Source organism: Ruegeria sp. S84 (assembly GCF_056583445.1).
This window is the reverse complement of the sequence record NZ_CM152618.1, coordinates 1,758,544-1,785,269: the sequence shown is the minus strand read 5'-3', so window position 1 is coordinate 1,785,269 and position 26,726 is coordinate 1,758,544. Positions and strand designations below refer to the sequence as shown.

Genomic DNA, 26,726 nt, shown 5'->3' with positions numbered 1-26,726 from the left:
TTTGACATGAGCCTGCAGTCCAAAGCCGCGCCGGTTCGGTTCGAGTCCGTCACAAAGATGTTTGGCAAGGATGTCGTTGCCGTCGACAATATTGACCTGAATGTCGATGCAGGAAAACTGGTCACGCTGTTGGGCCCGTCAGGCTGCGGCAAGACGACGACGCTGAGGATGATCGCAGGGCTCGAAATGGCCACCTCAGGAAAGATCACCATCGGGGATCGCGATGTGACCAAACTGCCCGCGACGGACCGCGACGTATCCATGGTGTTCCAGTCCTACGCGCTGTTTCCTCATATGAGCGTGCTTGAGAACGTGATGTATGGCCTCACGTTCTCGGGCTTTACTAAAGACGAGGCCCGCCGCCGCGCGTTGGACGGTTTAGAGTTGGTTGGCCTGAAAGGTTTTGACGGCCGTCTCCCGTCAGAACTGTCTGGTGGCCAACAGCAGCGCGTCGCTGTAGCGCGGGCTTTAGTGTTGGAACCACAGGTGCTGTTGTTTGATGAACCGCTTTCGAACCTCGACGCGAAATTACGCCGCCAGGTGCGCGAGGACATCCGGGCCATTCAGCAAGACCTTGGCCTGACCGTCGTCTACGTGACACACGATCAGGAAGAGGCTCTGGCGGTGTCCGACGAAATCGTCGTGATGCGGAATGCCGCGATTGCCCAGATTGGCACGCCTCGCCAGCTTTATGACGCCCCAAATGATCGCTTCGTTGCGGATTTTATTGGTGAGGCCAATCTGCTTGCCTGCCAGATCATCTCGGTCGACGGCGACATGGCCACCATCGAGATCGAAGGCTACCGCCATACCTTGGCATCCCGTGGCTTGACCGAAGGGCCTGCGACCGTCGCCATCCGGCCTTCTCGACTTGTGATCGGAGCCGCGCAAGGGGTTGCAGCGACCGTCTCCAAAGCCACCTATGTGGGTGTCCGAATGGAGTACACTCTGACCGGTGCGTTCGGACAGGTCTTTGCAGTCCATGACGATGTCGATGCGCCGCTAGAGCCGGGTACAGAAGTACAGATGGCCTTCGCCGAGAAAGGTCCGGTGCTTTTGCCCGAATAGATGCCCTGTCTTCTAATCATCACGCACCCCGAGGTCATCATTGACCCGAACATCCCCATTCAGGACTGGGGGCTTAGCGCGGTAGGCCGCCGCCGCGCTGCGGCCTTCGCAACCAGCGGAATTTTTGCAGAGGTTACCCACCTATGGGCCAGCACCGAGCAAAAGGCCCGCGAGACGGCCGACATCCTGGCCGCGCCCCGAGGCCTGCGGATAAAACAAGATGCCGCACTTGGCGAGAATGATCGAAGCGCCACCGGTTTTCTGCCGCGTGACCGGTTCGAAGCTGCCGCTGACGCATTTTTTGCCCACCCCAACACCAGTTTTCGCGGCTGGGAAACTGCCGTTGCCGCCCAGCGGCGGATAAACCAAGCAGTAACTTCAATTATCGAAACGCATGATGGCAGTGACCTCGCCATCGTTACCCATGGGGCCGTCGGGACCCTTCTGTGGTGCTCCTTGTCGGGCCACCCCATTGATCGGAGGTATGATCAGCCCGGGCAAGGCCATTATTGGCAAGCCGATCTAACGGACCTCAAACCGCTGAGCGGATGGCGCTCAATCGACTAGATTGTCAGGCCTGCCATGCGTTCTCAGAGATTTCACGCAAAGTATCAAACACATCCGGAGTACCAGCGATCACCCGACCGCCGTTGCGGATCATTGCGCCTGCGTCCTGATCTTCGACCACGCCGCCTGCTTCCGCAATCATCAATTGACCAGCCAGACAATCCCAGGCGTTCATATGTTCTTCGACATAGCCAAGCAGCCGGCCCGCTGCGACATAGGCCAGTGACAGCGCGCCACTGGCGTTTCTGTGAAACATGGCCCCACGCTCGATCAGGTTCGCGACGATTGGAACAATGTTACGGTTATCCACCCGGTTCGAATAACCCACTGCCACCGTTCCTTGATGCAGCGCAACACCCGAAGCGACCCTCATTGGCGCATCATTCAGTGTTGCCCCGCCTCCGCGCGAGGCTACGAAGGTCTCATTGATATTTGGGTCATGGATTACACCGATCTCGGTATTTTCCTCAGCGACGCCCGCCAGAACGATGGTCCAGGCCGGAATGCCATTGACGAAATTCGTGGTGCCATCGATTGGATCGATCACCCAGTCAAATCCGCTTGAACCTTGTGTTTCACCATGCTCTTCGCCAAATATGCCATCGTTGGGCCAAGCCTCGGCGATCCTCTGGCGGATGAAGGTTTCGACATTCCGGTCTGCCTCGCTGACCCAATCCTGTGCGCCTTTTTGATCGACGATCAAACCGCCCCGGTCGGAGAAATATCTGAAGGCGATTGTGCCAGCTTCCTTGCAGATCGCGATCGCGAAGTCTTTGCGTTCTTTGAGGTAATCCATTGGGAATCCAAATCATATCTGTTGTTGGCCAAAACTGTGCAGGCTTGGTGATGGAATGGCAAATACCAAATGCTGGTGAACTCGGTCCGGGGCAGCCATTGACAGGCGTGCCTTCAACCGCATTTCGCGTCTTCAAAACGGGGCGCGCAGATTTCGTGCTAAACACGATGCTGTAAGAATACGTCGCCGGGAACGATTTTAGCATTGAAGAAAATGGTAGCCCGTAGGGGAATCGAACCCCTCTTTCCAGGTTGAAAACCTGGCGTCCTAACCGATAGACGAACGGGCCATTTAGACCAGACAAGCACAAGTGGTAGCCCGTAGGGGAATCGAACCCCTCTTTCCAGGTTGAAAACCTGGCGTCCTAACCGATAGACGAACGGGCCACGCTGGCTTGTGGAGGGCCTTTTACGGTTTACCTTCCCCCCCGCAAGACGAAAAACGCAAGGCTGTGAAACTTTTTTGGCCGTTCCTGAGCGGCGTTGAAACGGTTGTCAGACAGCTTCTGCCGCGTCTTCCAGCCGCAGCTGCACGCTCTGTCGTCCGCCCCAGGTATTCACCTCAAGCCGACCCGCGAAATGGAACCGCGCACCGCCGTGATTAGACAGGCGATCCCCCAACGGGCCGTCGAACGCGCCAAAGGCGATGGCATCCAGTCCGCCAGACATTCCATCCGAAAGTGACAGCTTCAAATGTGTTTCGCCCACGCGTTTAGCAAAGCGCACTTGCAGATCAGGCAGAGCATAGCGCGGGGCAGGGGCACCGGCCCCGAAAGGACCCGCTTTCTCTACCTGTTCGATCAGATCGACTGTCGCGGCCCCGGGCATCAGCGCCCCGTCCAGTTTCAAGTCGGCGGGACCGCCTTGGCCTGCACCCTGCTTGGCCAGAAGCTCGGACAGGCGCGACATTGCAGGCTCCAACTGATCACGCATCACCGTGAGACCGGCCGCCATCTTGTGGCCACCACCCTTGACCAGCAGCCCTTCGGCAGCCAGTCGCTGGATCGACGCGCCCAGATCAACGCCCGAGATCGACCTGCCTGAACCTTTGCCCTCATCCCCGTCGAACCCGATCACGATAGCGGGCCGGTTTGCCGACTCTTTCAGCCGCGAAGCAACGATACCTACCACGCCGGGATGCCAACCGTCGCCTGCGGCCCAGACCAGCGGCGCATCCAACCCACGGTCCTCGGCTTGCGCCAAAGCCGCCGCGCGGACCGCGTTTTCGATCTCGCGCCGTTCCGAATTCAGGGCATCCAGCCGCTCGGATAAGGCTTCGGCCTCAGTGATCGAGTCCGTGCTCAGCAGCCGCGCGCCAAGATCAGCTTGACCAATGCGACCGCCTGCATTGACGCGCGGCCCCAGCAGAAACCCCAGATGATAGCTATTGGGCGCGGTATCCATGCGCGCCACGTCTGACAACGCGACCAAACCAGGCCTTTGCCTTTGGGTCATCACTTTCAGGCCCTGTCGAACCAGCGCCCGGTTGGCGTCGATCAACGGCGCAACGTCCGCCACCGTGGCCAGCGCCACCAGATCGAGCATTGCCATCAGATTCGGCCCCTTGGCCCCGGCCTCACGCAACTGACGACCCGCCTCGACCAGCATCAGGAACACCACCGCAGCAGCGCAGAGATAGCCCAGATCGCCGCTTTCGTCCTGTCGGTTCGGGTTCACCACCGCGACGCAATCCGGCAGGGTTTCTGCACCCAAATGGTGATCCAAAACGATCACATCCGCACCCTTCGCCGCCGCGATAGGTTCGTGGCTCAGCGTTCCGCAATCCACGCAGATTATCAGGTCATGGCTAGCCGCAAGCGCCTGCATTGCAGGCACATTTGGCCCATAGCCTTCATCAATCCGGTCAGGCACATAAAGCGTCGCGGCAAGCCCCATCTGGCGCAGCCACACCAACAACAACGCAGCCGAACTGCCCCCGTCCACATCATAGTCAGCAAACACTGCGATCTTTTGGCGCTTGCTCACAGCCTGTAGAAACCGGGCCGCAGCGACTTCCATATCTTTCATCGATCGTGGGTCGGGCAGCAGTTCCTTCAACTTGGGTTCCAGGAAACCGGCGGCCTCCATCACCGGAACACCACGCCGTGCCAAAACCTGACAGACGGCGCGAGGCAGATCTGTCTGCTGCGCCATCATTTCTGCTGACCGCTCGACCTCAATCCCCGGTCCGATCCAGCGTCGCCCCGTCAGAGATTGCTCTACGCCCAGAAATGCCACATCTCACCTCATGCACTAAGGCCGGACCCCTGCGGATCCGGCCTCTTGGTCTTTTATGAATACTCTTGCTGAAGGCGCTGGCGCAAGCCGCTATGCTTCATTGTGTGGCCACATCGGCGTGCGGTAGGACATCCGCCGCACCGAGCCCGTTTTTGATCGCATGAGCAGCGTCGTTGTTTCAACCCAACCCGGTTCCCGCTTGATGCGCGGCAGCAGTGAACCTCCGGTGACCCCAGTAGCAGCAAAGATGACATCCGCCGTTACCATCTCGTCGCGCGCATAAACACGGTCCAGATCTGTGATGCCCGCCTTGGCCGCCCGGCCACGTTCGTCGTCATTACGGAACAACAGGCGGCCAAAGATCTGACCGCCCATGCATTTCAGCGCGGCTGCGGCAAGCACACCCTCGGGCGCACCACCTTGACCCATATACATGTCGATGCCGGTCACTTCGCTTTCGGCGCAATGCATCACACCCGCGACATCGCCATCGGTGATCAGGCGGATCGAGGCGCCGGTATCGCGCACCTCTGCGATCATCGCTTCGTGGCGAGGACGCTCCAATATGCATACGGTAATATCCGCGGGCTCACAGCCTTTGGCCTTGGCCAGCGCTTCAACTCGCTCGCGCGGGCTCATGTCCAAGCTTACGACACCTTCGGGAAAGCCCGGACCAATGGCCAGTTTGTCCATGTATACGTCCGGAGCGTGTAGCATTGAGCCGCGCGGGCCCATGGCAATGACAGTCAGCGCGTTAGGCATATCCTTGGCGGTCAGGGTTGTGCCTTCAAGCGGGTCCAGCGCAATGTCTACGCCCGGGCCGTTACCAGTGCCAACCTCTTCGCCGATATAGAGCATCGGCGCTTCATCACGCTCGCCCTCACCAATGACAACGACACCCTCAATGTCCAGAAGGTTCAGTTGTTCACGCATAGCGTTGACGGCAGCCTGATCGGCAGCTTTCTCATCACCCCGGCCAACCAGAGAGGCGGACGCCAGCGCGGCCTGTTCTGCCACCCGTGCAAGGCCCAGAGACAGCAGGCGGTCGTTGAAATCGATCTTGGCAGCGTTCATCTTCGCATATCCTTTGGTCAGCTAAGGCGTTTTATCCGGCATAGCCTGCGCGCAGCATAGGCCGCAAGGGGTCAGACTTGTTCGATACGCAGGGCGACGGGTTCTCCGGCCACCACATCGGTGGCGCGCAGGCCATCCAGTGCATGGTCCAGCGTCGCCCGCGTGGTTTTGTGGGTCACGATCAGCACAGGCGCTGTGCTTTCTGTGTGCCCATACTGCCGCATCCGGTCGATCGAGACGCCAGCATCGCCCAGAATCGCCGCGACCTTTGCCAGAGCGCCGGGCTTGTCCAGAAGACCGAGCCGCAGATAGTAGGGTGCAGGTAAGCCAGTAACGGCGGAGGCTGCGTCTTGCAGGGTCGTCGCGGGGCGGCCAAATGTCGGTATATGCAAGCCTCGCGCCAGATCGCATACGTCGCCCATCACCGCGCTGGCAGTGGGACCTTCACCGGCACCGGGGCCGCGCAGAACGATTTGTTCAACTGCGTCCCCATCCAGCACAACCATGTTTGTTCCGCCTTCCAACTGACCTAGCGGAGAATTGCTCGGCACTAGACAGGGTTGCATCCGCTGTTCCAGTCCGCGCGCCGTTCGCTGTGCTACACCCAACAGCTTGATGCGATACCCCATGTCGTGGGCCTGATGGATGTCATCGAGGCTAATATGCTGAATGCCCTCGATCTCGATCCCATCGAAATTCGGCTTGGTGCCAAAGGCAATCGAAGACAGCAGCGCCAGTTTGTGCGCCGCGTCGATGCCGCCAACATCCAGATTGGGATCAGCTTCAAGATAGCCAAGCTGCGCGCATTCCTGGAACAGGGCGTTATAGCCCAACTCCTGCGATTGCATCCGGGTCAGAATATAGTTGCAGGTACCGTTCATGACGCCCATGACACGCGTGATCTCGTTACCCGCCAGTCCTTCGGTCAGAGATTTGATTACCGGGATACCACCCGCGACAGCCGCTTCGAAGCGAATTACACGCCCTGCGGCTTCGGCCAATTCCGCCAATTCCTGCCCGTGAATCGCCAGCAGCGCCTTGTTTGCGGTGACGACATCCTTGCCACTGGTCAGCGCCGCCTCGACCGAAGCTTTCGCGGGGCCGTTCTCGCCGCCCATCAGTTCGACAAAAACATCGATGTCTTCGCGTTTGGCCAATGCAACGGGATCGGTTTCCCATGCATAATCCGAGAGGTTTACGCCACGGTCCTTGCTGGCATCACGGGCCGAAACTGCGGTGATCTCGATGCGACGCCCGGTGCGGGCGTGCAACAAATCGGCATGACGACGCACAATTTTGACCACACCCACGCCAACGGTTCCCAATCCGGCAATTCCAAGCCTCAGCGCCTGTGTCATTCCCTTGGGTCCTTTCTGCTCGCAATACCGCCCGCAATGGCGAAGTGTCCTTTGCGGGCTGCCTTAGCGGGTTCGAGGCAGGGGTGCAATCCGTCTAATCTTTTGAAGCTAGTGACGTGACCGAATTCCTAGTTAATCTCGGCATTCTGCAGCGCTTCGGCCTTTTCCGCCAACGCTTCGCTGCGTGCTGTCAGGTCTTCTTCTACCTCTTCCGCTTCGCTGATTGGATCGGTCGGAGGACCGAGGGCGGGATCTAAAGCAATAAGCTTGGGGTAGGGTGCCTTGCGCAATGCGGCGGTTTCGCTGCCTTCCAACTCAGGGATATTTGCGCAGCCGGCGGTGGCCAGCACAAAGAGAATGGGCAGCAAAAGCTTCATCGCAGTCCTTCGGGTCGCAGCGTGTATCCCGTGATGCACGTTTTGTCGGAATGGTTCAAGCGGGGTTCTATCTGAACGTCTGTTCATATACGATCAACGCATGGCGCGTACTCAAGGCTCTCATTCCGATATCACCGGCCCCCGCATTCGCGAGGCGGCACTGGGGCTGTTTGCCCGTCATGGCTATGCTGCGGTTTCAATGCGGCAGATCGCAGGCGAGGTCGGGGTGCAGGCCGGGGCGCTCTACAATTACACCCCTGACAAGCAGAGCCTGCTGTTTCGGCTGATGCGCGATCACATGCAGGATCTGATGGCCGCCTATGACAAACTTGACCGGTTCAAGGATCCACAAGACGCGCTGCGCCAGTTTGTCGGGTTCCACATTCGTTTTCACTTGCAGCGCCCCGACGAGGTGTTCATCGCTTATATGGAGCTGCGCAATCTGAACCCCGAAAACTTTGCCGAAATCGAGGCCCTGCGCCGCCGTTACGAAGACTCGTTAGAGCATATTCTTCGTAACGGGCAGCAATCGGGTCAATTTTCGGTCACCGATACCAAGATCGCCACATTAGCGGTGATTGCCATGCTGAATGGTGTGATCACTTGGTATCGCAGCGGTGGCCGCCTGTCGCTGGATGAGGTCGAGCAGGTGTATTGGGACATGGTCCGCAAAGCGGTCACCGCCTGACCCGCCCTTAGTGGGCAGGTCGGATGAAAGTGCCGTTCCGCAACTCCCGAAACGCTTGCTGCAATTCCGCCTGAGTGTTCATCACGATCGGGCCATGCCACGCCACGGGTTCATCGATCGGAGCGCCCGAGATCAAAAGAAACCGCACACCCTCGGGCCCGGCCTGAACCGTGATTTCGTCTCCGGTCCCGAACCGAACCAACGTCCTGTCTCCTGACATGTCGCGGATGTTGACCTCTTGCCCGGCAACTTCTTTTTCCAAAAGAATACCGGTTGGCTGAGACGCATCAGCAAAGGCAGCACTGCCTTCAAAGATATAGGCGAAGGCCCGGCGGTATGTGTCGATCGGAATGGTTTTTTTCACCCCTGCCGGTATGCTGATATCCAGGTATTGCGGATCGGCAGCGATACCGTCCACTGGGCCCGTGCGTCCCCAGAATGTGCCGACAATCACACGGACCTTTGTCCCATCATCATCGATGATTTCTGGAATATCAGTGCTTTGAACGTCCTGATAGCGCGGGGCGGCCATTTTCTGATCTGATGGCAGATTGCCCCACAGCTGGAACCCATGCATCTGACCGCTGGCCGACCCCTTGGGCATTTCCTGATGCAGGATACCTGACCCGGCGGTCATCCACTGGACATCTCCGGCACCCAGCGTGCCGCTATTGCCCAGCGAGTCGCTGTGTTCGACTGTACCGGACAGGACATAAGTGATCGTTTCGATGCCCCGATGCGGATGCCACGGAAAACCGGCCATATAGTCCAATGGGTTGTCATTCCGGAAATCATCGAACAGCAGAAACGGGTCCAGTTCCGACGGGTCCTGAAACCCAAACGCCCGGTGCAATTTGACGCCCGCGCCTTCCATTGTCGGGACCGCCTTGCGGAATTCCAAAGTTGGTCTGAGTGACATAAACGCCTCCTGATCCTTTGACCGGAACTTATGCGTCGGCCTGAGGCAGTCAATTTGCGCAGGAACACTGAAGCTGTGCGAAGATGCTCAGACAGGTGACGCGGTGCTGTCCTTTGCGTATCAAAGCGGTTAAAGCGGGCGGACAATCAGGAGAACAATATGCAAGAAGAAGTGCTGGCTACGGTCGCGGCCTCGGCACCGCGGCGCTGGACTGGGGTAGGGATGCTGGTCACGGTCGGGGCGTTGGTCATTTACGTCGCGTTGGCATCGCCGCCTGAGTTTGGCTGGCAGGTCTTCTTACTGGTTTCCGGGGCAGCCGCGTTCTGGTTAGCCCGTCGCATGTGGTACGCGACCGAAGACAGGATCGAGCTGACCCAATCCCAATTGCGCACAGGCTCGGGGCAGGTGATCTGCAATATCGAGGATGTCGAAGGCGTAGACCGGGGCGTGTTCGCATTTAAGCCATCAAATGGCTTCTTGGTAATCACTCATGCACGAAGCTCAAACCAGTGGGCGCCCGGTCTTTGGTGGCGTGTCGGACGAAGGATTGGCATAGGCGGCATGACAGCCGCCGCCGAGACCAAATACATGTCGGAAATGCTGTCGGGGATTCTAGCGGAAAGGGATTAGCTCACCGTGCAAGGGGTATTGACGACCTGGTCAAAAACACGCGGGTGCGTAAACACAAAGTTGTCCATCTCAAAGTCAGCAAAATCGAGCGCAAACCGGAATGGAGCTCTGTAAGTATTATTGGTTTCGACGATAATCATGGATCCGTTGTCAGGCATGACCGGAATTCGGTGCTTGATCTTTACGATCTCCGTGTTTGTCAACTGAATGTACTTCTCACCCCGTGTACAAGACCAAACTACGTTGTGGGCATCGGCATCAGCATCATACTCAATGTAAGAAGCGCGCATAGACACCGGAGATCTCGTATAGACCATCGACTCTAGAAGGTTGTACAAGGTGTCAACGTATTTCACATTCATGTCGCTGTCTTCGCGAGAAATAATGTCAGCTATTGCATACGCCCCTTTGATGTTACGGGCGCTTTGACGATAGCTGTCATAATAGGTGTAAGACGCGAAAATCGACCAAAACACCAGCGGTACGATCAGGACCGCCTCGACTGTAATCGAACCTTCTTCTCGTTTCAGAAAGCGAACGAGCAACGCGTTGGCAAAGTCCTGAATTGATTTTTTAGTTCGAGGCATCGGCTACATCCACAGTTTCAGACGAATCTTCGTCTGGGGAGCTTGATGACCCACCGAATGGTTCATGTACGAACACTGTCGTCGCATGCAATTCCCATTGACCGTCGGGGTCCTGTTTCGCAAGGCCGCCAATCATCGTGAAACCCCAGACAGGTGAGACTTCAAGACAAGCGCGGATGATCATCAGCTCGTTTGAAGTGCCCGATTCAAAAAGGACATTCTCGGGTGGCCTGACAGTCGCTGGCGTGTCGACACAATAAGGGTTCAAATAAGAAGGGTTGTCCAGGGGATTGCCGACGCGTGGATCAATAGGAGTCATCTCAAGCGCCAAGTCTTCCAAGCAATTTGTGATCATTGCCTCGTCACAGATCATTTCTTTGAGAAGCTCATGATCCCATTCAGTTTCACCCTCTGGCAAGCGATTGAGCCTAACCTCTCGGACTGTTATGTCCAGAGACCGTTCAAGATCGGCGTGATGAAAGGATTGCAGTCCCAGATCCATGCCGGAATAAGCGACATAGAGGAAGAAAGGAAACCAGAACATAAACTCGATAGTCGAGTTTCCATCCTCATTATTGTAAAATCTACGCAGCCGCTTCCGCAGTGTCGTAATCATTGGGTCAGCCTCAGATTCTGAATGGAGGTGCTGATCGAGTCAAAAACCCGCTCGATTTGTGTACCAGTCGCCTCATAGTACCGCGCATCTTTGACCGCGCAGTCTTTCAACATTTGCTTAACGCCGGACGGGGCTTCAAAGGCGATGGAGAAAATGATGACCTTTTCTTCTTCGGCTTTATTGCAAAGATCCACAACGTTTGGATTTTTGGTCGATGGACCAATTTCGGTTGTAGAGTCTGATGCAAATTCGTCGCCGCGATCCCAGCCATAAGCGTGACGCAACATATTCCGAATTGCATACTTTTCCGTGTGCGCCCAGACGTCAGGCCATTCCAGTTCTACCGGATCGGAATCTGTTGAAAGCCCTTCGGAGTCTTCGCGTGTTTGCGATCTGTCCATCGAATAGCAGGTGCCGTTGTAGTAATCCGTACAGCGGTAGCGTATATAAGTCTCATCGCCATAGGCATGATCTTGGTATTTGTCGCGGGTCCAGCGCCTGTACGAACTGTCCCGTACAGTTGTGGCGACATTAGGCCAAGCCCAGCGGTCATACTCTTCATCGTAGATAGAATACACTTCGGCATCTTCATTCCAATAGATGTCCGAGAGGCCGTCATTGTAAGGCGGATTCACTTTGTGTTGATAAGTGTTTTCACCATCCGTCATCAACACTAGAACCTTAAGAGTGTCAGAGGTCTTGTTCGGAGCCGGTCGGATCGCAAATGAGTTCGGAATTTCAGAACTGTCTGCAATCTGAGCGATAAGCGGTTGAACACTGTCATCAAGCAAGGTCAGACCCCACTTCAGACCTACGTCGATTGAAGTCCAGCCGCTTGCCACAAGGTTCTGGATCTGACCCTTCAAAATGTCCGGGTCGTTCTGGATTACGGTCATCTCTCGACGGTCGGTGTCGGATTCAAGGCGACAGGTATTGCTGCTTACCAGCGTATCGCTGAACCTTTTGTCGCTAGAACCATTATCCTTGAAATGAAGAGTCTGTGGGACATAGTCCCCAGGTCTGATGATGTTGCCGCCGTCATCCACGATGTCGTAGTAGTTGAAGTCGGTCGTTGTGAAATCCGAAGGCTGGAAGTCGATGCAATTGGCTCTTTCGTTAGCTCCGATCGTGTTAATCGCATCCATTAGATAGTCGGGCACCGAGACCTGTTCCGAGTAGGGCACGATTGAGATTGACAATCTGCCGTCTTCCGACTTCAGGATCATTTCATCAATAAAGTCCTCAGCGGCACTTTTGAGGTTGGTAAGCTTCGTACCACGCATCGAACCCGACACGTCCAAGACCAAAGAGATTTCGACATTACCAATCGATTCTTCGGCGATGCTGGTGGCGGTTGTATCAATAGAGTCGACACCACTCCATTTCATGAAATGTGTTTCGATACTCATATCGGCGCTGGCTTCGACTTTCCGTTTTCCTTCAAGTTCGGCAACCTGAGACACCGTTCCGTCGTCGTTCGTAGTACATGTCTCAGGCTCGACCTTGATATCTTTGATGATATCCGTATCGAAGCCTTCTTTGCGGATGTAATCATTCACTACGACACGTGGGCAAAGCTCTTGGTCCAGGTCAGCTGCGGCAAGGACCGCGCGGTCCAGTGCGTATTGTAGCCTAACCCTTTCGCGATCATACCGCATGACGTCGACGGCAAACCCGGCCACGGTAAAAACCATCATGACTAGGAACATTGCGAGTATTGTCATCGTGCCTTCTGTCGAAGAAACAAAGTGACGCAAGTGCCGCGAGCATCTGTTTTCGTGGCAGAGACGGTTGAATTGAGCTTTCAAATCAAACTTGCGCATAATTGGTTCCTCGGTCGATCAGGCACACTGATGCCAGCACTTCGCAACTTTGATAATTTATCCACGGATCGTGGCGAGATTTGGGCGCAGTGGACACTATGTTGCTCGTTTTTAAAGAGATTCAGCTTTATTCCCGGTGTTATTGACGGTTTTGTTTCGCTACTTTGGACAATCGCGCGGCTTTCGTTAACGCCCGACTCACCAATGGAGCTAAAAAGTAAAGTTCACAAACTGATGAAAATACGTGCAGTTACTGATTGCGGTATTTAGCAAGCAGTGCGACAAAAAGTCATGACGTATCTCGTCTACCGGCACGGAGGATTTTATGACCGGCATTAAAGAACCCAGCTTTCGTGAGAGTGTTGATTTGATGTTCAACAGAGCGGCGTCTCTGATGGATTTGCCGCCCGGGCTAGAAGAGAAGATACGGGTTTGTAATGCCACCTACACCGTTCGGTTCGGGGTGCGTCTGCGGGGGCAGATCCACACCTTTACCGGATATCGTTCGGTTCATTCGGAACATATGGAGCCGGTAAAGGGTGGCATTCGCTATGCCTTGGCGGTGAACCAGGATGAGGTCGAAGCGCTGGCTGCGCTCATGACTTACAAGTGTGCACTGGTCGAAGCGCCCTTTGGTGGCTCGAAAGGGGGCCTTTGCATTGATCCTCGCCAGTATGAAGAACATGAGATGGAACAGATCACGCGTCGTTTTGCCTATGAGCTGGCAAAGCGCGATCTGATCAACCCATCTCAGAACGTCCCTGCGCCCGATATGGGAACAGGCGAGCGCGAAATGGCGTGGATGGCTGACCAATATGCGCGGATGAATACGACCGATATCAACGCGCGAGCCTGTGTGACAGGTAAACCGCTGAACGCGGGGGGCATCGCGGGCAGGGTCGAAGCAACCGGGCGCGGCATCCAATACGCGTTGCGCGAATTCTTCCGAAACCCGGAAGACGTCAAGAAGGCGAACTTGTCAGGCACGCTGGACGGAAAGCGCGTCGTCGTGCAGGGATTGGGTAACGTGGGCTATCACGCAGCCAAGTTCCTCAGCGAGGAAGACGGGTCGCGTGTGGTCGGCATCATCGAATGGGATGGCGCACTGTACAATCCCGATGGCATCGACGTAGAAGCCGTGCGGCAGTGGATCGTCAAGCATGGCGGCGTGAAGGACTATCCCGACGCCACGCATTCCGCCGAGGGCGGCGCGGTACTTGAAGCCGAGTGTGACATCCTGATTCCGGCGGCGCTGGAGGGGGTAATAAACCTATCCAACGCCGAACGTATTAAGGCACCACTGATCATCGAGGCCGCCAACGGGCCTGTCACGGCGGGTGCTGATGAGATCATGCGCAAGAAAGGCACGGTGATCATTCCTGACATGTATGCAAACGCCGGTGGTGTGACCGTGTCCTATTTTGAATGGGTCAAAAACCTCAGCCACATCCGTTTTGGCCGGATGCAGCGGCGTCAGGAAGAAGCTCGGCATGAGTTGATCGTCAGCGAACTGGAACGGTTGGATCGGTATCTGGGTGACGCTTGGTCGATGTCTCCGGATTTCAAGGCCAAGTACCTAAAGGGCGCTGGCGAGTTGGAGCTGGTGCGTTCTGGTCTCGATGACACGATGCGCATTGCCTATCAGTCGATGAGCGAAGTCTGGCATGATCGCGCAGATGTCGACGATCTGCGCACGGCGGCCTATATCGTTGCGATCGACCGCGTCTCAAAAAGCTATCGCGCCAAGGGCCTCTGAGCGCACAGACAACAGAAGATTCTTGAGTGGCCAACCATCGGGTTGGCCATTTTTCATTTAGGTCGAAGTCGTCAGAGTGTGTGGATTGGTCGCCCAGCGACAAGTTTTCGTCGAAAACAGGAGTGGAACCGGATTCCGGCGTTGTTACTGCTGGGTGAAGTTGGTTTGATGCCGACACACCTGTAGGGAGTTCTGAATGCGTTTCTCCGGCTTACGTGTCCTGAAAGAGGGCCTGACCGGCAACAAAGGCTGGACGCCGCACTGGCGCGAGCCTGAACCGAAATCCGAATATGACATCGTCATTATCGGCGGCGGAGGTCATGGGTTGAGCACGGCCTATTATCTGGCCAAGGAACATGGTCTGACCAATATCGCTGTTCTGGAAAAGGGCTATATCGGTGGGGGCAATGTCGGGCGCAACACCACCATTGTGCGCGCGAATTACTTTTTGCAGGGCAATTCCGAGTTCTACTCGCACTCATTGAAGCTGTGGGAAGGTCTTGAGCAGGATCTGAACTACAATGTCATGCATTCGCAACGCGGGATCATCAACCTGTTCCATTCGGACGGGCAGCGTGATGCCGCTGCGCGCCGGGGCAACATGATGATCAGTCAGGGTGACGATGCTATCCTGCTCAATCGCGATGAATTGAGGCGGATGGTGCCCTATCTGAATTTCGATGACCTTAGGTTCCCTCTGTATGGCGGTCTCTACCACCCGCGCGGAGGTACAGCGCGACACGATGCAGTGGCCTGGGGCTATGCGCGCGGAGCGGACCAGCGCGGCGTGGATCTGATCCAGAACTGCGAAGTGACCGGTATTGATATCGAGAATGGCGTGGTTCGCGGTGTTCAGACCTCGCGCGGGCCGATCCGGGCCAAGAAGGTGGCGATGGTTGCTGCCGGGCGTTCAGGTCAGGTGGCGGCGATGGCTGGAATGAGGCTGCCGATTGAAAGCCATGTCTTGCAGGCCTTCGTGACCGAAGGTCTGAAGCCCTGCATCGATCATGTGGTGACGTTTGGCATGGGGCATTTCTATATCAGCCAGTCAGATAAGGGCGGGCTGGTTTTTGGCGGTGATCTGGATTTTTACGCCTCCTATGCGGCGCGAGGTAACTTGCCCACCGTCGAAAGCGTGATGGAGGCCGGGATGGCGCTGATGCCGATGATCGGCAAGGCGCGGGTGCTGCGATCCTGGGGCGGGATCATGGATATGTCGCCCGATGGCTCTCCGATCATCGACCGGACGGATATCGACGGGCTCTATCTGAATGCCGGCTGGAACTATGGCGGGTTCAAGGCGGTTCCGGGTTCGGGGAATGTGTTTGCGCATCTGATTGCGACGGATCGGTATCACGAGAATGCCACCGGCTTCCGACTGGATCGTTTCCGCACCGGGCGCGGGATTATCGATGAAGAGGGCAAGGGCTCTCAGCACAATCTGCATTGAGGGGCGCGATGTTGGATTTGGGTATTATTGAAAAGATCAAGAAGGGCGCGCGGCTATGAGGATCACCTGTCCATATTGCGGCGAGCGGGATCGGCGCGAATTCTACTATCGCGGGGCGGCAGTGGATCTGGACCGACCGGCCCCGGATGCCGGTGAGGCGGCTTGGGATGATTTTGTCTACCAACGGGAAAACCCGGCAGGGCCGACACGAGAGCTTTGGTATCACGAAGGCGGGTGCGGTGCATGGATCGTGGTCACACGAAACACGGTAACGCATGAGATGATCGACGCGCAGCCGGCATCGGAGGAGCGGGCATGAGGATCGATGGAAAGGGTCTTATCGATCGTACGCAGTCGATTCCGTTTGTTTTCGATGGTGCCAGCTATAGCGGCTATGCGGGCGACACCCTGACCTCAGCGCTTTTGGCGAATGGCGTACGACTGATGGGGCGTTCGTTCAAGTACCACCGACCTAGGGGTGTGCTGAGCGCAGGCAGCGAAGAGCCGAATGCGCTGATTACCGTGGGGGCAGGCGCAGGACAAGAACCAAATATTCGCGCCACGATGCAAGAGATCTATCCGGGACTTGAAGCGCGCAGCCAGAATCGCTGGCCCAGCCTGAGTTTCGATTTGATGGGGATCAACGATCTGGCTTCCCCGTTTTTGGGCGCGGGTTTTTACTACAAAACCTTCATGTGGCCGAAAAGCTTCTGGGAAAAGCTATACGAGCCGATCATTCGACGTGCCGCCGGATTGGGAGCACTGTCGGGCGAAGACAATGCCGACAAGTACGAAAGCGCTTATGCCTTTTGCGATCTGCTGATTATCGGGGCAGGGCCTGCGGGGCTGATGGCCGCACTGGTCGCTGGTCGTGCCGGCGCGGACGTCATTCTGGCCGACGAAAACAGTCGCGTGGGTGGGCGTCTGCTGGCCGAGACCTATGAGGTCGACGGAAAACCGGGTCCCGTTTGGGTTGACGAAGTGCTGGCCGAGTTAGCCGCGATGGACAATGTCCGCATCATGACCCGGACCACTATCGCAGGTGCCTATGACCAAGGTACCTTTGCGGCGTTGGAACGCGTTTTTCACCATACGGATCACCGCCCCAACGGGGCGCCGTTGGAAACCTATTGGCGGATCGTGGCCAAGCGGTCAGTTCTGGCGGCAGGCGCGCTGGAGCGCCCGGTCGCATTCCGCAACAATGATCGCCCGGGGATCATGACCGCTGGCGCGGTGCGGGCGTATCTAAACCGATGGGGTGTCAGCCCGGGCCGCAATGTGACGATCTTCGGAAATACTGACGATATCCATCGCACTGCTCGTGATTTGTTGGATGCTGGTGTCCATGTGGCGGCTGTGATCGATAGCCGCCATGACGCGCCCTTGTCTGACGATTACGAGGTTCTACGCGGGGCGCAAGTTTGTAACAGTTCGGGCCGTAAGGGGCTGGAGGCGATTACAGTGCGCCGCGCCAGTGGAGAAGAACGGATACACACGGATTGCCTTGCCATGACAGGGGGCTGGAATCCTTCGGTTCATCTAACGTGTCACATGAATAGCCGCCCGATCTGGAAGCGTGAGATCGAGGCCTTTGTGCCAACGCCGGGGGCCGTGCCGGGCATGGTGACAGCGGGTGCGTGCAATGGATCTTTCTCAACTACAGCCTGCCTTCGTGAAGGGATTGAGGCAGCCAAAGGCGTGCTCGGCGATCTTGGCTACAAGGCCTCGAAGACTGTGCCACCGCAGGCCGAGGATACGCCATACGAGATCACGCAGCTTTGGGCCGTTCCCGGCAAAGGGCGCGCGTGGCTGGATTTCCAGAACGATGTTACAGTGAAAGACGTCAAACAGGCCGCGACTGAGAACTTCCGGTCAGTCGAGCACATGAAGCGCTATACGACGCAAGGTATGGCGACGGATCAGGGCAAGAATTCGAACGTGGCGGCGTTGGCCATTCTAGCGGACGTCACCGGACGCGCGATACCCGAAACCGGAACCACGACGTTCCGCCCTCCGTATTCTCCTATCGCCATTGCCGCGCTGGGTGCTGGGGCTGAAGGCAAGGGTTTCAAGCCGCAACGCTTTATCACTTCGCACAAAGCGACCGTAGCGCGGAAAGCTCCGTTGGTTGAGGCCGGGTTGTGGTATCGCCCCAGCTATTTCCCAAAGGGTGGAGAAACCACGTGGCGGCAATCCTGTGACCGTGAGGTCAACATGGTGCGTCAGGCCGTCGGGGTGTGCGATGTCTCGACGCTTGGCAAGATTGACATACAGGGGCCGGATGCGGGGGCGTTTCTGGACTTCGTTTATACGAACATGTTCTCGACCCTCAAAGTTGGCCGAACGCGATATGGCCTGATGTTGCGTGAGGATGGATTCGTCATGGATGATGGCACCACCGCGCGGCTGGGAGAGATGCATTACTTGATGACCACCACCACGGCAGGTGCTGGCGATGTAATGAAGCATCTGGAGTTCGTTCATCAGGGCCTGCGCCCTGATCTGGATGTCTCGTTCATCTCGGTCACTGAACAGTGGGCACAGTTTGCCGTGGCCGGACCAAAATCGCGTGAATTGTTGAACGATCTGCTGGACACACCTCTTGATGAAGAAAGCTGGCCCTTCATGGCTTGCGGATCGATCTCGGTGTTGGGTGTGCAGGGGCGTTTGTTCCGGATCTCGTTCTCGGGCGAGCATGCATATGAAATCGCTGTGCCTGCGCGCTATGGCTCGAGCCTGTTTGATATTTTGACCGAGCGGGCTGAAGCGCTGGGCGGTGGTCTTTATGGGATGGAGGCACTGAACGTTCTTCGGATCGAAAAGGGCTTTATTACGCATTCCGAGATCCACGGACGGACAACTGCCTATGATATCGGCATGGGCCGAATGGTGTCGCAGAAGAAGGATTGCATCGGCAAAACCATGTCGCAACGTCCGGGGCTTGAAGAGCCGGGGCGCGAGCGGTTGGTCGGGCTCAAACCCATTGGCGAAAGCAAGGAATTGCTGGCGGGCGCGCATCTGTATCGGGAAGAGGCCGAGCCGGTGCGCACCAATGATCAGGGCTATCTGACCTCCGTGTGTTATTCCCCGACGCTGGAAACGATGTTGGGCTTGGGCTTCCTGGCGGACGGGCCTGAGAGGTATGGAGAAATCGTGAAAATGGTCGATCATCTGCGCGGCGTGACAACCCTGTGTGAAGTGGTGAACCCGGTTTTCTTTGACCCCGAAGGAGGGCGCGTCCGTGGATAATCTGACCGCCAAAACACCCTGCGACGGGTTGCTGCCTTTGACCTTCGGCTCTGTAACGCTCAGCGAAGAGAATGCGGGGGCGATCCATTCGATCTCTCCCCTCATGGGTAAGCAAAAGACGCTATCCGAAGCTTTGAAAGCAGCGCATGGGATGGCTTATCCGTCGGCTAACCGCGCGACGGGCAAAGCGGGCGCACGGGCAATCTGGTTCGGCCCGGCGCATGCGATGCTGGTCGGGCCTCTACCAAATGTGGCGCTGGTCGAGAATGCAGCCATTGTGGACCAGTCAGATGCCTGGACTGTGGTCCGGTTAGAGGGCGCCGACGTCGAGGACGTGTTGGCGCGTGTGGTGCCAGTTGATCTGCGTAAGGTGCATTTCAAGCGCGGCCATACCGCCCGTACCCTGCTGTTCCACATGACCGCTTCTGATCACGCGCGTTGGTGAGAACGCGTTTCAGATCATGGTCTTCCGTTCCATGGCTGAGACATTGGTTCACGATTTGAAAAGGGCGATGGAAGGCACCGCCGCGCGCGGGTAAGCTGCGCTGAAAGAAACGAATCTTCGGAGATCCCCATGTTGCGTATCGCCATCGTTGCGGCCGTGCTGGCCACGCCAGTGGTTGCACAGGAAACCAAGGAACAGAGCTGCAAGTATCAGGCCGACGTTGTTGCAGCGATACAGAAAGCGCGACTTGACCGGGTCAAGGAACGCGATGTGGCGCAGGCGGTGGCCGACAGTGGTCCTACCTGGCCCGAGAACTACAATGCCGCTGTTCCACTGATCACGCCTTGGGTATATGAGCAAAAGATGCGCGACGTGCGTAAGAAGGATCTCGGAGCTGCGTGGCTGGAGTTGTGTTTACAACAATAATCCACAGTCAGATCATTTCTCTGTGGACAACCGCGCGCCATGCCCTTGGCGCGCGTTTTCATTTCTGGCAGGTTTAACCCATGTCTTTGCGCCCCGGATTTCTGGATGAACTGCGCACGCGCCTCAGCCTGTCTCAGGTTGTTGGGCGTAAGGTCATGTGGGACCAGCGCAAATCCAATCAGGGCAAGGGCGATATGTGGGCGCCTTGCCCCTTTCATCACGAAAAGACCGCCTCGTTCCACGTCGATGACCAAAAGGGATTCTATTATTGCTTTGGCTGCCACGCCAAAGGGGACGCGATCAGTTTTGTGAAAGAGACCGAGAATGTCTCTTTCATAGAAGCCGTGGAAATTCTGGCGCGCGAGGCCGGGATGCCGATGCCCGCGCGTGATCCCAAGGCGCAGGAAAAGCAGGACCGCCGTTCACAGCTGGCCGAGGTGATGGAACAGGCTGTGCAGTTCTTTCGTTTGCAACTCAAGACTGGGGCAGGGGCGGCGGCACGTGATTATTTGACACGTCGCGGTCTTGACGCGAAGGCGCTGGACCGTTGGGAAATCGGTTTCGCACCCGAGGGCTGGCAGGCTCTGTTGGATCATCTAACCGGTAAGAATGTCTCCGAGGACCTGATCCTTGGGGCCGGGCTGGCCAAGCCGTCGAACAAGGGTAAGAAACCCTATGATACATTCCGCAACCGCATCATGTACCCGATCCGCGACCCGCGCGGGCGGTGCATTGCGTTTGGTGGCCGGGCGATGGATCCCAATGACAACGCCAAATACCTGAACTCGCCCGAGACCGATCTGTTCGACAAAGGCCGCAGCCTCTACAACCATGGCCCCGCACGACAGGCGGCAGGCAAGGGGCAGCCTTTGGTTGTGGCCGAGGGCTATATGGACGTGATCGCTTTGGCTGAGGCCGGGTTTGGCGCGTCGGTTGCGCCTTTGGGAACAGCGATCACCGAGCATCAGTTGCAACTACTTTGGCGCATCTCAGACGAGCCGATTATCGCTCTGGATGGCGATACGGCAGGGCTGCGTGCGGCGATGCGAGCGGTCGATTTGGCGCTGCCGTTGCTGGAAGCAGGCAAATCCTTGCGTTTTGCCTTGATGCCCGAAGGCAAGGATCCTGACGATTTGCTGCGCGTCGAAGGTTCGGGGGCGGTGCAGGGTGTGCTGGATGCTGCAATCCCGATGGTCAAACTGCTCTGGCAACGCGAGACGGAAGGCAAGGTCTTTGACAGCCCCGAACGCAAAGCGGCGCTGGATAAATCCCTGCGAGAGAAGATCAAGCTGATCCGCGACCCCTCGATCCGATCGCATTACGGGCAGGAAATTAAGGACCTGCGATGGCAATTGTTTCGCCCACAGCGACAATCGCAAAATCGTCCGTGGCAACCGCGCGGAAAATGGCAGCCGCAGGCACAGCCTGCTACGCCCGGCGCGCGGGCGTCGTTTCTGGCCTCAGCTGAGAATGCGGATATTCAACTGCGCGAAGCGGCGATTCTCGCCATTGCCATTCTGAATCCGCAGGTTGTTGTGCAATTCGAAGCTCAGCTGGAAGAAATGGATTGCCACGACCCTGATCATGCGGCCTTGCGGGGGGCAATCCTGCGTCATGCGATTGACGATCCCGATAACCTGCAAGACCACATCATGCAAACTTTGGGGCCGGAACCCCTTGAAAACCTGCTGGCCCTTCGCCATGTCGCAGTGATCCCCTGTGTGTACAAACCGGGCGACGTTGAAAAGGCCGAGATGACGCTGGCCGAGGAACTCGCAAAGATCAAAGCGCTCCGGGGGTTGGATGCTGAGATTGCCGAAGCGGCAGAGGAATTGTCTGATCTGGCCGATGAGGCGCTGACATATCGGCTGGCGCAAGCCGCTGAAGAGCGCAACCGTACAAGCCGCAGCCAGAACGAAGACAGGGCCGTTTTCGACATCGCCGACAATGGTGCGCGAATCAACCGCGACGAGAAAGACGCGTTTGAGGCCATCACGTCTGGCATCAAATTCGAACGGAAACACCGATGAAGTGGTGTTTTCGTAAGGCACTGGAAAAGAAAAACGGGTAAACGGGTGGCCGAATCACTTCTACGCGCTAATGATTCGGTTCAAACGAATCACCCATCCCTGCAGGAGCATTGAATGGCCGCCAAGGATACGAACGAAGACCGCAAATCCGACGAGCAGGAACAGGAAATCTCGCTGGACATGAGCCAGGCCCAGGTCAAGAAGATGATCGCCGAGGCTCGCGAGAAAGGTTACATCACCTACGACCAGCTCAATCAGGTTCTGCCGCCTGATCAGGTCAGCTCGGAACAGATCGAAGATGTTATGTCGATGCTGTCCGAGATGGGCATCAACATTATCGAAGATGAAGAAGCCGAAGAAGAAGAAAACAAAGGCTCGACCGAACTGGTCACGACCGAAGGTCCGCGCGAGGTCGCGCTGGCTGGTGCTGCAACCGAAAAGCTGGATCGCACCGATGACCCCGTACGCATGTATCTGCGCGAGATGGGCTCGGTCGAACTGCTGAGCCGCGAGGGCGAGATTGCCATCGCCAAGCGGATCGAAGCCGGTCGGAACACCATGATCGCTGGTCTGTGCGAAAGCCCGCTGACCTTCCAAGCGATCACCATCTGGCATGATGAACTTTTGTCCGAAGACATTCTGCTGCGGGACGTCATCGATCTGGAAACCACTTTCGGCAACCAGATGGATGAAGACGGCGAGGTTGAAGAGCCGGTTGTCGATACCTCATCGGTGCAGGCGGCCAAGCCTGCCAAGGATGAGGGGCCGGAGCTTGACGCTGACGGCAACCCGATTGCCAATGATGATGACGATGATGACGACGATCAGGCCAACATGTCCCTGGCCGCGATGGAAGCAGCGCTGAAGGATCAGGTGCTGACCACGCTGGAACGCATCTCGACCGACTTCGCAATGCTGTCCGAAATGCAGGACAGCCGGATTTCTGCGACGCTGAATGAGGATGGTACTTTCAGCGCGAAGGACGAAGAAACCTATCAGAAGCTGCGCGCTGAGATTGTTGAACTGGTGAATGGTCTTCACCTGCACAACAACCGGATCGAAGCTCTGATCGACCAGCTCTATGGCATCAATCGCCGGATTATGTCACTGGACAGCTCGATGGTGAAACTGGCTGACCAGGCTCGCATCAACCGTCGCGAGTTCATCGATGCGTATCGTGGGCGCGAGCTGGATCCGAACTGGTTGGCTGAAATGGCTGAGAAGCCGGGCCGGGGTTGGCAGATGTTCATCGAACGCTCAACCGAGAAGGTCGAGGAACTGCGCAACGACATGGCCCAAGTCGGGCAATATGTCGGCCTGGACATCCCTGAATTCCGCCGCATCGTGCAGCAGGTTCAGAAAGGTGAAAAAGAGGCGCGTCAGGCCAAGAAGGAAATGGTCGAGGCCAACCTGCGTCTGGTGATCTCAATCGCCAAAAAGTACACGAACCGCGGCCTGCAATTCCTTGATCTTATTCAGGAAGGTAACATCGGCCTGATGAAGGCGGTGGACAAGTTCGAATACCGCCGGGGCTATAAGTTCTCGACCTATGCGACCTGGTGGATCCGTCAGGCGATCACGCGTTCGATCGCGGATCAGGCGCGCACGATCCGTATCCCGGTGCATATGATCGAAACGATCAACAAGCTGGTCCGGACAGGTCGTCAGATGCTGCACGAAATCGGCCGCGAGCCAACACCGGAAGAATTGGCCGAAAAGCTGCAAATGCCGCTTGAGAAGGTGCGCAAGGTGATGAAAATCGCCAAAGAGCCGATCAGCCTCGAGACGCCCATCGGCGACGAGGAAGACAGCCAGCTTGGTGATTTCATCGAGGATAAGAATGCCGTGCTGCCGCTGGACAGCGCCATTCAGGAAAACCTCAAGGAAACCACCACACGGGTTCTGGCCTCTCTCACCCCGCGTGAAGAGCGGGTTCTGCGGATGCGCTTTGGCATCGGCATGAACACCGACCACACGCTGGAAGAGGTCGGTCAGCAGTTCAGCGTGACGCGCGAACGTATCCGCCAGATCGAGGCGAAGGCGCTGCGTAAGCTGAAACACCCGAGTAGGTCGCGTAAATTGCGGTCCTTCCTAGATCAGTAAATCGAAAGGCGCCTCATCCCGAGGCGCTTTTTTCTTTCGCCCGCTCACAATGACTGAACTTCAAATCAAATTGGCGGGAATTCGCAAGGAGTCCGGCGATGCCATCTTTATATCGCCGCTGTCCACTCATGGACAGGCCGGGGCGAGGTGATTGGGCTGATGACCCCCGGCCACGTTGTAGCTTCATGAAAGCGGATGAGAGACACGTTTGCGAAAAGCAGTCGGGGCCTGGCCCGTCCAACGTTTGAAGGCGGTGGAAAACGCAGCCTGATCGGAATAACCGAGCGAATACGAGATTTCGGACAGATGCATACCGTTCTTGATAAAGGTCTGCGCCAGGTCACATCGTAAATCTTCAACAATCTCACGATATGAGGTGCCTTCATCAGCTAGGCGGCGAGCCAATGTTCGAGGGCTTAGGCCGAGCTGGGTGGCGGCGTCGTCCACCTGTACGATTCCCCCCGGCATCGCATCTGTGATCAACCCTTCGATCTGTGCTCGGGTTTTCTGTCTTGGCGACTGTCTTTCGGCCAGCAGGCGTTCGCCAAATTCAACCAAATGCGCGCGCAGGCTAGGGTCGTAAGTTGGGATCGGTGTTTCCAGCGAGGGCAGCGACAGGATGATTTCCAAGCGTTCGGCCCCGAAGGTAACTGGGAAACCTCCGATTTTCTGGTAGGTGGCTTGGTGTTGCCCAACTGTGTGCTGAAACCGTATCTCAATCGGATTCAGATTCAACTGAGTCAACGCCCGCATCCGGGCGATCGCGCCAAACAGCAGGAACTCGGTCCGCCGATGATAGCGGGAAAAGCTCGGGTCTTTCCAATCGGCCTCAAGCGAGGCAGCGTTACCTGAAAGGCGCAGATTGAAGGCCAGGGCCGGGTCGATAATGCCATGAAACCGCGCCGTATTCTCGATCACCTGCTTCAGATCACGAGAGTACTTGCTGATATAGGCCGTAATGCTGGAAGAAGAACTGAATTCCAGACCCGCCCGTGCCCCAAAGGTGATATCGCCAAGTGCATCGCAGGCGTGTCGGACAAACAGCGCTTCTTTGTGGGCGCTGTACCTTTTGGCAGGCGGTTCAATATCGCTGCGGGTCAATGCGCAGTCACTCAGGACTTGTTCCACCACGGTCGCGCTTGCGTGATCCTCAAGGGTCCGTGTCAGCAATTGAATGCGTGAAATGTCGACGTCCATCACCCAGCCCAAAAAACGCGTTACTGTAATACCGTTACCCTAGCGGCAAACCGTGGCAATGCGCCAGCCTCGGTGCTGATACCCAGGAATTGACCGCAACTCGCAAAGATATGGCAGAAATGGCCATGTCCGTAGCCTTGGCCAATAGCTACATGACCGGTGTTGTCGGGTCAGCGCCTTTTGGGGAAAAGGTCAGAGCCTGAGCGAGCGGTCCACCAAGCCGTTTCAACGGGTTCCCCGGCACGCCCCTCTCATTCTTCTGGTCAGTCATGTCGCATTGCTGCGGCGCATTCGAAGTGACAGCATCACGGGGAACCTTTTGTTATTTCTTGATCTCTCGTGGCTGATGATCTTTCCATCGATACAGATTTGATCGTCTTCGACGGTGAATGCGTGCTGTGTTCAGGGTTTTTTCACTTCATGTTGCGCCATGATCGAGATCAGAAATTTCTATTTGCAACTGCGCAGTCACCGCTTGGGCAGCAGCTTTATACTCTCCTGAACCTGCCGACAGACGAATTTGAAACCAATTTGGTGATCGTCAAAGGAAAGGTGCACCAAAATCTCGACGCATTTGCCGCTGCGATGCATGCATTATATGTTCCGTGGCGGGTATTGTCCTTGTGTCGATACCTGCCGAGGTTTCTGAAGAACCCGCTGTACCGGATGATTGCCCGTAACAGATATGCGCTATTTGGGCGGCGGGATGAGTGCCTAGTTCCTGATCCTTCTCTCCGATCGCGGTTTGCCCAAGATGGATTCTGATCGTGATCCATTCCTGCAGGCGCTGGGTATAGATGAAGCTGTGCCTGGATTGGTCAGGGATTTGCACAGTGGGGAAGGTCGCTACTCTGGTCGATGCAGCATTCAGCGTGGCCGAGGCGTTTTGGTCGCTCTGGCACTTCGCATCGGGCGATTTCCACCTGCGGGCGAAGATTTGCCGGTCACCCTTACGATCCGAAAGCCCGGCGCATATTGGCAATGGGAACGGGATTTCGCAGGCCACAAAACGCGTTCACGGATCACTTTTGATCCGCTGTGTGGCATGGTGCGGGAACAGATCGGCGGGCTGACAATATGGTTGCAGCCGGTGAGAACTGATAAGGGGCTGACCATTGAGATCCGCCGCCTCGCTTTGTTTGGCATTCCGTGTCCGGGGTTTCTTTTGCCACGTTCCGGATCGACCGAGGCTGAGGACGTACAATTGAGGTTTCGCTTTGACATTTCGGCGACAGCACCGGGATTGGGACACCTGATCCGCTATCAGGGATGGTTAGAGCCTGTTCACGAACCACGTGGGTCAAGCTGACATGATCGTTAGTTCGCTTTG

Annotated in this window: 26 protein-coding genes and 2 tRNA genes; 15 read left to right on the top strand and 13 right to left on the bottom strand. The window is 56.7% G+C overall.

Annotated features, from left to right (window positions below; translation table 11 throughout):
• Positions 1-6 precede the first annotated feature (6 nt).
• Both AC1DFB_RS09030 and AC1DFB_RS09025 read left to right on the top strand, forming a co-directional pair.
• Positions 7-1,068: an ABC transporter ATP-binding protein gene (locus tag AC1DFB_RS09030; RefSeq protein ID WP_480922545.1), complete on the top strand. Its 1,062-nt coding sequence runs from the start codon at positions 7-9 to the stop codon at positions 1,066-1,068.
• Positions 1,069-1,635, top strand: a complete 567-nt coding sequence (locus AC1DFB_RS09025; RefSeq protein ID WP_480922544.1) for a histidine phosphatase family protein — start codon at positions 1,069-1,071, stop codon at positions 1,633-1,635.
• Between the two features lie 4 nt (positions 1,636-1,639).
• Here AC1DFB_RS09025 and AC1DFB_RS09020 read toward each other — a convergent pair whose 3' ends face one another.
• The 7 genes from AC1DFB_RS09020 to AC1DFB_RS08990 form a co-directional block, all read right to left on the bottom strand.
• Positions 1,640-2,431, bottom strand: coding sequence for an inositol monophosphatase family protein (locus tag AC1DFB_RS09020; protein ID WP_480705239.1), 792 nt, complete (start codon positions 2,429-2,431; stop codon positions 1,640-1,642).
• A gap of 214 nt (positions 2,432-2,645) precedes the next feature.
• Positions 2,646-2,720, bottom strand: a tRNA-Glu gene (locus AC1DFB_RS09015).
• A gap of 22 nt (positions 2,721-2,742) precedes the next feature.
• A tRNA-Glu gene (locus AC1DFB_RS09010) sits at positions 2,743-2,817 on the bottom strand.
• A 108-nt stretch (positions 2,818-2,925) separates the two neighbouring features.
• The gene (gene recJ / locus AC1DFB_RS09005) at positions 2,926-4,668 is read right to left on the bottom strand and encodes a single-stranded-DNA-specific exonuclease RecJ (RefSeq protein WP_480922543.1); all 1,743 of its coding nucleotides are present in this window, start codon (positions 4,666-4,668) and stop codon (positions 2,926-2,928) included.
• A 90-nt stretch (positions 4,669-4,758) separates the two neighbouring features.
• Positions 4,759-5,742, bottom strand: coding sequence for a class II fructose-bisphosphatase (glpX, locus tag AC1DFB_RS09000; protein ID WP_170422349.1), 984 nt, complete (start codon positions 5,740-5,742; stop codon positions 4,759-4,761).
• A 71-nt stretch (positions 5,743-5,813) separates the two neighbouring features.
• Positions 5,814-7,100 (bottom strand): homoserine dehydrogenase, encoded by a 1,287-nt coding sequence (locus tag AC1DFB_RS08995; protein WP_480922542.1) that lies wholly within the window; start codon positions 7,098-7,100, stop codon positions 5,814-5,816.
• 128 nt (positions 7,101-7,228) lie between these two features.
• Entirely contained in the window at positions 7,229-7,477 is a 249-nt protein-coding gene (locus AC1DFB_RS08990; protein WP_170396262.1) for a hypothetical protein, read from the bottom strand.
• A gap of 100 nt (positions 7,478-7,577) precedes the next feature.
• On the opposite strand from AC1DFB_RS08990, the gene AC1DFB_RS08985 reads away from it, so the two are divergent.
• Positions 7,578-8,165, top strand: coding sequence for a TetR/AcrR family transcriptional regulator (locus tag AC1DFB_RS08985; protein WP_170734747.1), 588 nt, complete (start codon positions 7,578-7,580; stop codon positions 8,163-8,165).
• 7 nt (positions 8,166-8,172) lie between these two features.
• Here the strand turns inward: AC1DFB_RS08985 and AC1DFB_RS08980 are convergent, their stop codons facing one another.
• Positions 8,173-9,084 (bottom strand): pirin family protein, encoded by a 912-nt coding sequence (locus AC1DFB_RS08980; protein ID WP_480922541.1) that lies wholly within the window; start codon positions 9,082-9,084, stop codon positions 8,173-8,175.
• 159 nt (positions 9,085-9,243) lie between these two features.
• Here AC1DFB_RS08980 and AC1DFB_RS08975 point away from each other — a divergent pair, with 159 nt between their 5' ends.
• Positions 9,244-9,714: a hypothetical protein gene (locus tag AC1DFB_RS08975; RefSeq protein WP_480759021.1), complete on the top strand. Its 471-nt coding sequence runs from the start codon at positions 9,244-9,246 to the stop codon at positions 9,712-9,714.
• On the opposite strand, the gene AC1DFB_RS08970 is transcribed toward AC1DFB_RS08975, so the two are convergent.
• From AC1DFB_RS08970 to AC1DFB_RS08960, 3 genes are read right to left on the bottom strand one after another with little or no spacing between them, the layout of a single operon-like run.
• Positions 9,711-10,301, bottom strand: coding sequence for a hypothetical protein (locus AC1DFB_RS08970; RefSeq protein WP_170403363.1), 591 nt, complete (start codon positions 10,299-10,301; stop codon positions 9,711-9,713). The two genes, AC1DFB_RS08975 and AC1DFB_RS08970, sit on opposite strands and share 4 nt — an antisense overlap.
• Positions 10,288-10,917: a hypothetical protein gene (locus tag AC1DFB_RS08965; protein ID WP_170403359.1), complete on the bottom strand. Its 630-nt coding sequence runs from the start codon at positions 10,915-10,917 to the stop codon at positions 10,288-10,290. Before AC1DFB_RS08965 ends, AC1DFB_RS08970 begins: the two co-directional genes overlap by 14 nt.
• A complete protein-coding gene (locus AC1DFB_RS08960) occupies positions 10,914-12,641 on the bottom strand; it encodes a Tad domain-containing protein (RefSeq protein WP_480759024.1) in 1,728 nt (575 codons plus the stop codon). The genes AC1DFB_RS08965 and AC1DFB_RS08960 overlap by 4 nt, the downstream gene beginning before the upstream one ends.
• Positions 12,642-12,695: 54 nt before the next feature.
• Between AC1DFB_RS08960 and AC1DFB_RS08955 the strand changes: the two genes are divergently transcribed.
• From AC1DFB_RS08955 to rpoD, 9 genes are all read left to right on the top strand, one after another.
• A complete protein-coding gene (locus AC1DFB_RS08955; protein ID WP_170734619.1) occupies positions 12,696-13,010 on the top strand; it encodes a hypothetical protein in 315 nt (104 codons plus the stop codon).
• A 55-nt stretch (positions 13,011-13,065) separates the two neighbouring features.
• A complete protein-coding gene (locus AC1DFB_RS08950) occupies positions 13,066-14,496 on the top strand; it encodes a Glu/Leu/Phe/Val family dehydrogenase (protein ID WP_170396277.1) in 1,431 nt (476 codons plus the stop codon).
• A 196-nt stretch (positions 14,497-14,692) separates the two neighbouring features.
• On the top strand, positions 14,693-15,946 hold the full coding sequence (locus AC1DFB_RS08945; protein WP_170512810.1) for a sarcosine oxidase subunit beta family protein: 1,254 nt from the start codon (positions 14,693-14,695) through the stop codon (positions 15,944-15,946).
• Between the two features lie 55 nt (positions 15,947-16,001).
• The gene (locus AC1DFB_RS08940) at positions 16,002-16,265 is read left to right on the top strand and encodes a sarcosine oxidase subunit delta (protein WP_170396281.1); all 264 of its coding nucleotides are present in this window, start codon (positions 16,002-16,004) and stop codon (positions 16,263-16,265) included.
• Complete coding sequence (locus AC1DFB_RS08935; RefSeq protein ID WP_480922540.1) at positions 16,262-19,195, top strand: sarcosine oxidase subunit alpha family protein; 2,934 nt, start codon at positions 16,262-16,264, stop codon at positions 19,193-19,195. The genes AC1DFB_RS08940 and AC1DFB_RS08935 overlap by 4 nt, the downstream gene beginning before the upstream one ends.
• Positions 19,188-19,640 (top strand): sarcosine oxidase subunit gamma, encoded by a 453-nt coding sequence (locus tag AC1DFB_RS08930; RefSeq protein WP_480922539.1) that lies wholly within the window; start codon positions 19,188-19,190, stop codon positions 19,638-19,640. The genes AC1DFB_RS08935 and AC1DFB_RS08930 overlap by 8 nt, the downstream gene beginning before the upstream one ends.
• Positions 19,641-19,769: 129 nt before the next feature.
• The gene (locus AC1DFB_RS08925) at positions 19,770-20,066 is read left to right on the top strand and encodes a hypothetical protein (RefSeq protein WP_170396287.1); all 297 of its coding nucleotides are present in this window, start codon (positions 19,770-19,772) and stop codon (positions 20,064-20,066) included.
• Positions 20,067-20,146: 80 nt separating this feature from the next.
• Entirely contained in the window at positions 20,147-22,096 is a 1,950-nt protein-coding gene (gene dnaG / locus AC1DFB_RS08920; RefSeq protein ID WP_480922538.1) for a DNA primase, read from the top strand.
• Positions 22,097-22,210: 114 nt separating this feature from the next.
• Positions 22,211-24,199 (top strand): RNA polymerase sigma factor RpoD, encoded by a 1,989-nt coding sequence (rpoD, locus tag AC1DFB_RS08915; RefSeq protein ID WP_170396291.1) that lies wholly within the window; start codon positions 22,211-22,213, stop codon positions 24,197-24,199.
• Between the two features lie 183 nt (positions 24,200-24,382).
• Here rpoD and AC1DFB_RS08910 read toward each other — a convergent pair whose 3' ends face one another.
• Together AC1DFB_RS08910 and AC1DFB_RS08905 are read right to left on the bottom strand one after the other, a co-directional pair.
• Entirely contained in the window at positions 24,383-25,396 is a 1,014-nt protein-coding gene (locus AC1DFB_RS08910) for an AraC family transcriptional regulator (protein ID WP_170565787.1), read from the bottom strand.
• 148 nt (positions 25,397-25,544) lie between these two features.
• A complete protein-coding gene (locus tag AC1DFB_RS08905) occupies positions 25,545-25,667 on the bottom strand; it encodes a hypothetical protein (RefSeq protein WP_255612047.1) in 123 nt (40 codons plus the stop codon).
• Positions 25,668-25,735: 68 nt separating this feature from the next.
• On the opposite strand from AC1DFB_RS08905, the gene AC1DFB_RS08900 reads away from it, so the two are divergent.
• On the top strand, positions 25,736-26,161 hold the full coding sequence (locus tag AC1DFB_RS08900) for a DCC1-like thiol-disulfide oxidoreductase family protein (RefSeq protein ID WP_170403336.1): 426 nt from the start codon (positions 25,736-25,738) through the stop codon (positions 26,159-26,161).
• On the top strand, positions 26,151-26,705 hold the full coding sequence (locus AC1DFB_RS08895; RefSeq protein WP_170422328.1) for a DUF4166 domain-containing protein: 555 nt from the start codon (positions 26,151-26,153) through the stop codon (positions 26,703-26,705). The genes AC1DFB_RS08900 and AC1DFB_RS08895 overlap by 11 nt, the downstream gene beginning before the upstream one ends.
• Positions 26,706-26,726: the final 21 nt, after the last annotated feature.

What these genes read in the sequence shown, in the direction of transcription:
- AC1DFB_RS08935 (WP_480922540.1), top strand. Translation starts at nt 16,262, where the DNA reads ATGAGGATCGATGGAAAGGGTCTTATCGATCGTACGCAGTCGATTCCG.
- AC1DFB_RS09020 (WP_480705239.1), bottom strand. Translation starts at nt 2,431, where the DNA reads ATGGATTACCTCAAAGAACGCAAAGACTTCGCGATCGCGATCTGCAAG.
- AC1DFB_RS08905 (WP_255612047.1), bottom strand. Translation starts at nt 25,667, where the DNA reads ATGACTGACCAGAAGAATGAGAGGGGCGTGCCGGGGAACCCGTTGAAA.
- AC1DFB_RS08950 (WP_170396277.1), top strand. Translation starts at nt 13,066, where the DNA reads ATGACCGGCATTAAAGAACCCAGCTTTCGTGAGAGTGTTGATTTGATG.
- AC1DFB_RS09025 (WP_480922544.1), top strand. Translation starts at nt 1,069, where the DNA reads ATGCCCTGTCTTCTAATCATCACGCACCCCGAGGTCATCATTGACCCG.
- AC1DFB_RS08940 (WP_170396281.1), top strand. Translation starts at nt 16,002, where the DNA reads ATGAGGATCACCTGTCCATATTGCGGCGAGCGGGATCGGCGCGAATTC.
- AC1DFB_RS08995 (WP_480922542.1), bottom strand. Translation starts at nt 7,100, where the DNA reads ATGACACAGGCGCTGAGGCTTGGAATTGCCGGATTGGGAACCGTTGGC.
- AC1DFB_RS08980 (WP_480922541.1), bottom strand. Translation starts at nt 9,084, where the DNA reads ATGTCACTCAGACCAACTTTGGAATTCCGCAAGGCGGTCCCGACAATG.
- glpX (WP_170422349.1), bottom strand. Translation starts at nt 5,742, where the DNA reads ATGAACGCTGCCAAGATCGATTTCAACGACCGCCTGCTGTCTCTGGGC.
- AC1DFB_RS08990 (WP_170396262.1), bottom strand. Translation starts at nt 7,477, where the DNA reads ATGAAGCTTTTGCTGCCCATTCTCTTTGTGCTGGCCACCGCCGGCTGC.
- AC1DFB_RS08960 (WP_480759024.1), bottom strand. Translation starts at nt 12,641, where the DNA reads ATGACAATACTCGCAATGTTCCTAGTCATGATGGTTTTTACCGTGGCC.
- AC1DFB_RS09030 (WP_480922545.1), top strand. Translation starts at nt 7, where the DNA reads ATGAGCCTGCAGTCCAAAGCCGCGCCGGTTCGGTTCGAGTCCGTCACA.
- AC1DFB_RS08965 (WP_170403359.1), bottom strand. Translation starts at nt 10,917, where the DNA reads ATGATTACGACACTGCGGAAGCGGCTGCGTAGATTTTACAATAATGAG.
- AC1DFB_RS08975 (WP_480759021.1), top strand. Translation starts at nt 9,244, where the DNA reads ATGCAAGAAGAAGTGCTGGCTACGGTCGCGGCCTCGGCACCGCGGCGC.
- AC1DFB_RS08925 (WP_170396287.1), top strand. Translation starts at nt 19,770, where the DNA reads ATGTTGCGTATCGCCATCGTTGCGGCCGTGCTGGCCACGCCAGTGGTT.
- AC1DFB_RS08945 (WP_170512810.1), top strand. Translation starts at nt 14,693, where the DNA reads ATGCGTTTCTCCGGCTTACGTGTCCTGAAAGAGGGCCTGACCGGCAAC.
- AC1DFB_RS08895 (WP_170422328.1), top strand. Translation starts at nt 26,151, where the DNA reads ATGGATTCTGATCGTGATCCATTCCTGCAGGCGCTGGGTATAGATGAA.
- AC1DFB_RS08970 (WP_170403363.1), bottom strand. Translation starts at nt 10,301, where the DNA reads ATGCCTCGAACTAAAAAATCAATTCAGGACTTTGCCAACGCGTTGCTC.
- AC1DFB_RS08910 (WP_170565787.1), bottom strand. Translation starts at nt 25,396, where the DNA reads ATGGACGTCGACATTTCACGCATTCAATTGCTGACACGGACCCTTGAG.
- dnaG (WP_480922538.1), top strand. Translation starts at nt 20,147, where the DNA reads ATGTCTTTGCGCCCCGGATTTCTGGATGAACTGCGCACGCGCCTCAGC.
- AC1DFB_RS08985 (WP_170734747.1), top strand. Translation starts at nt 7,578, where the DNA reads ATGGCGCGTACTCAAGGCTCTCATTCCGATATCACCGGCCCCCGCATT.
- rpoD (WP_170396291.1), top strand. Translation starts at nt 22,211, where the DNA reads ATGGCCGCCAAGGATACGAACGAAGACCGCAAATCCGACGAGCAGGAA.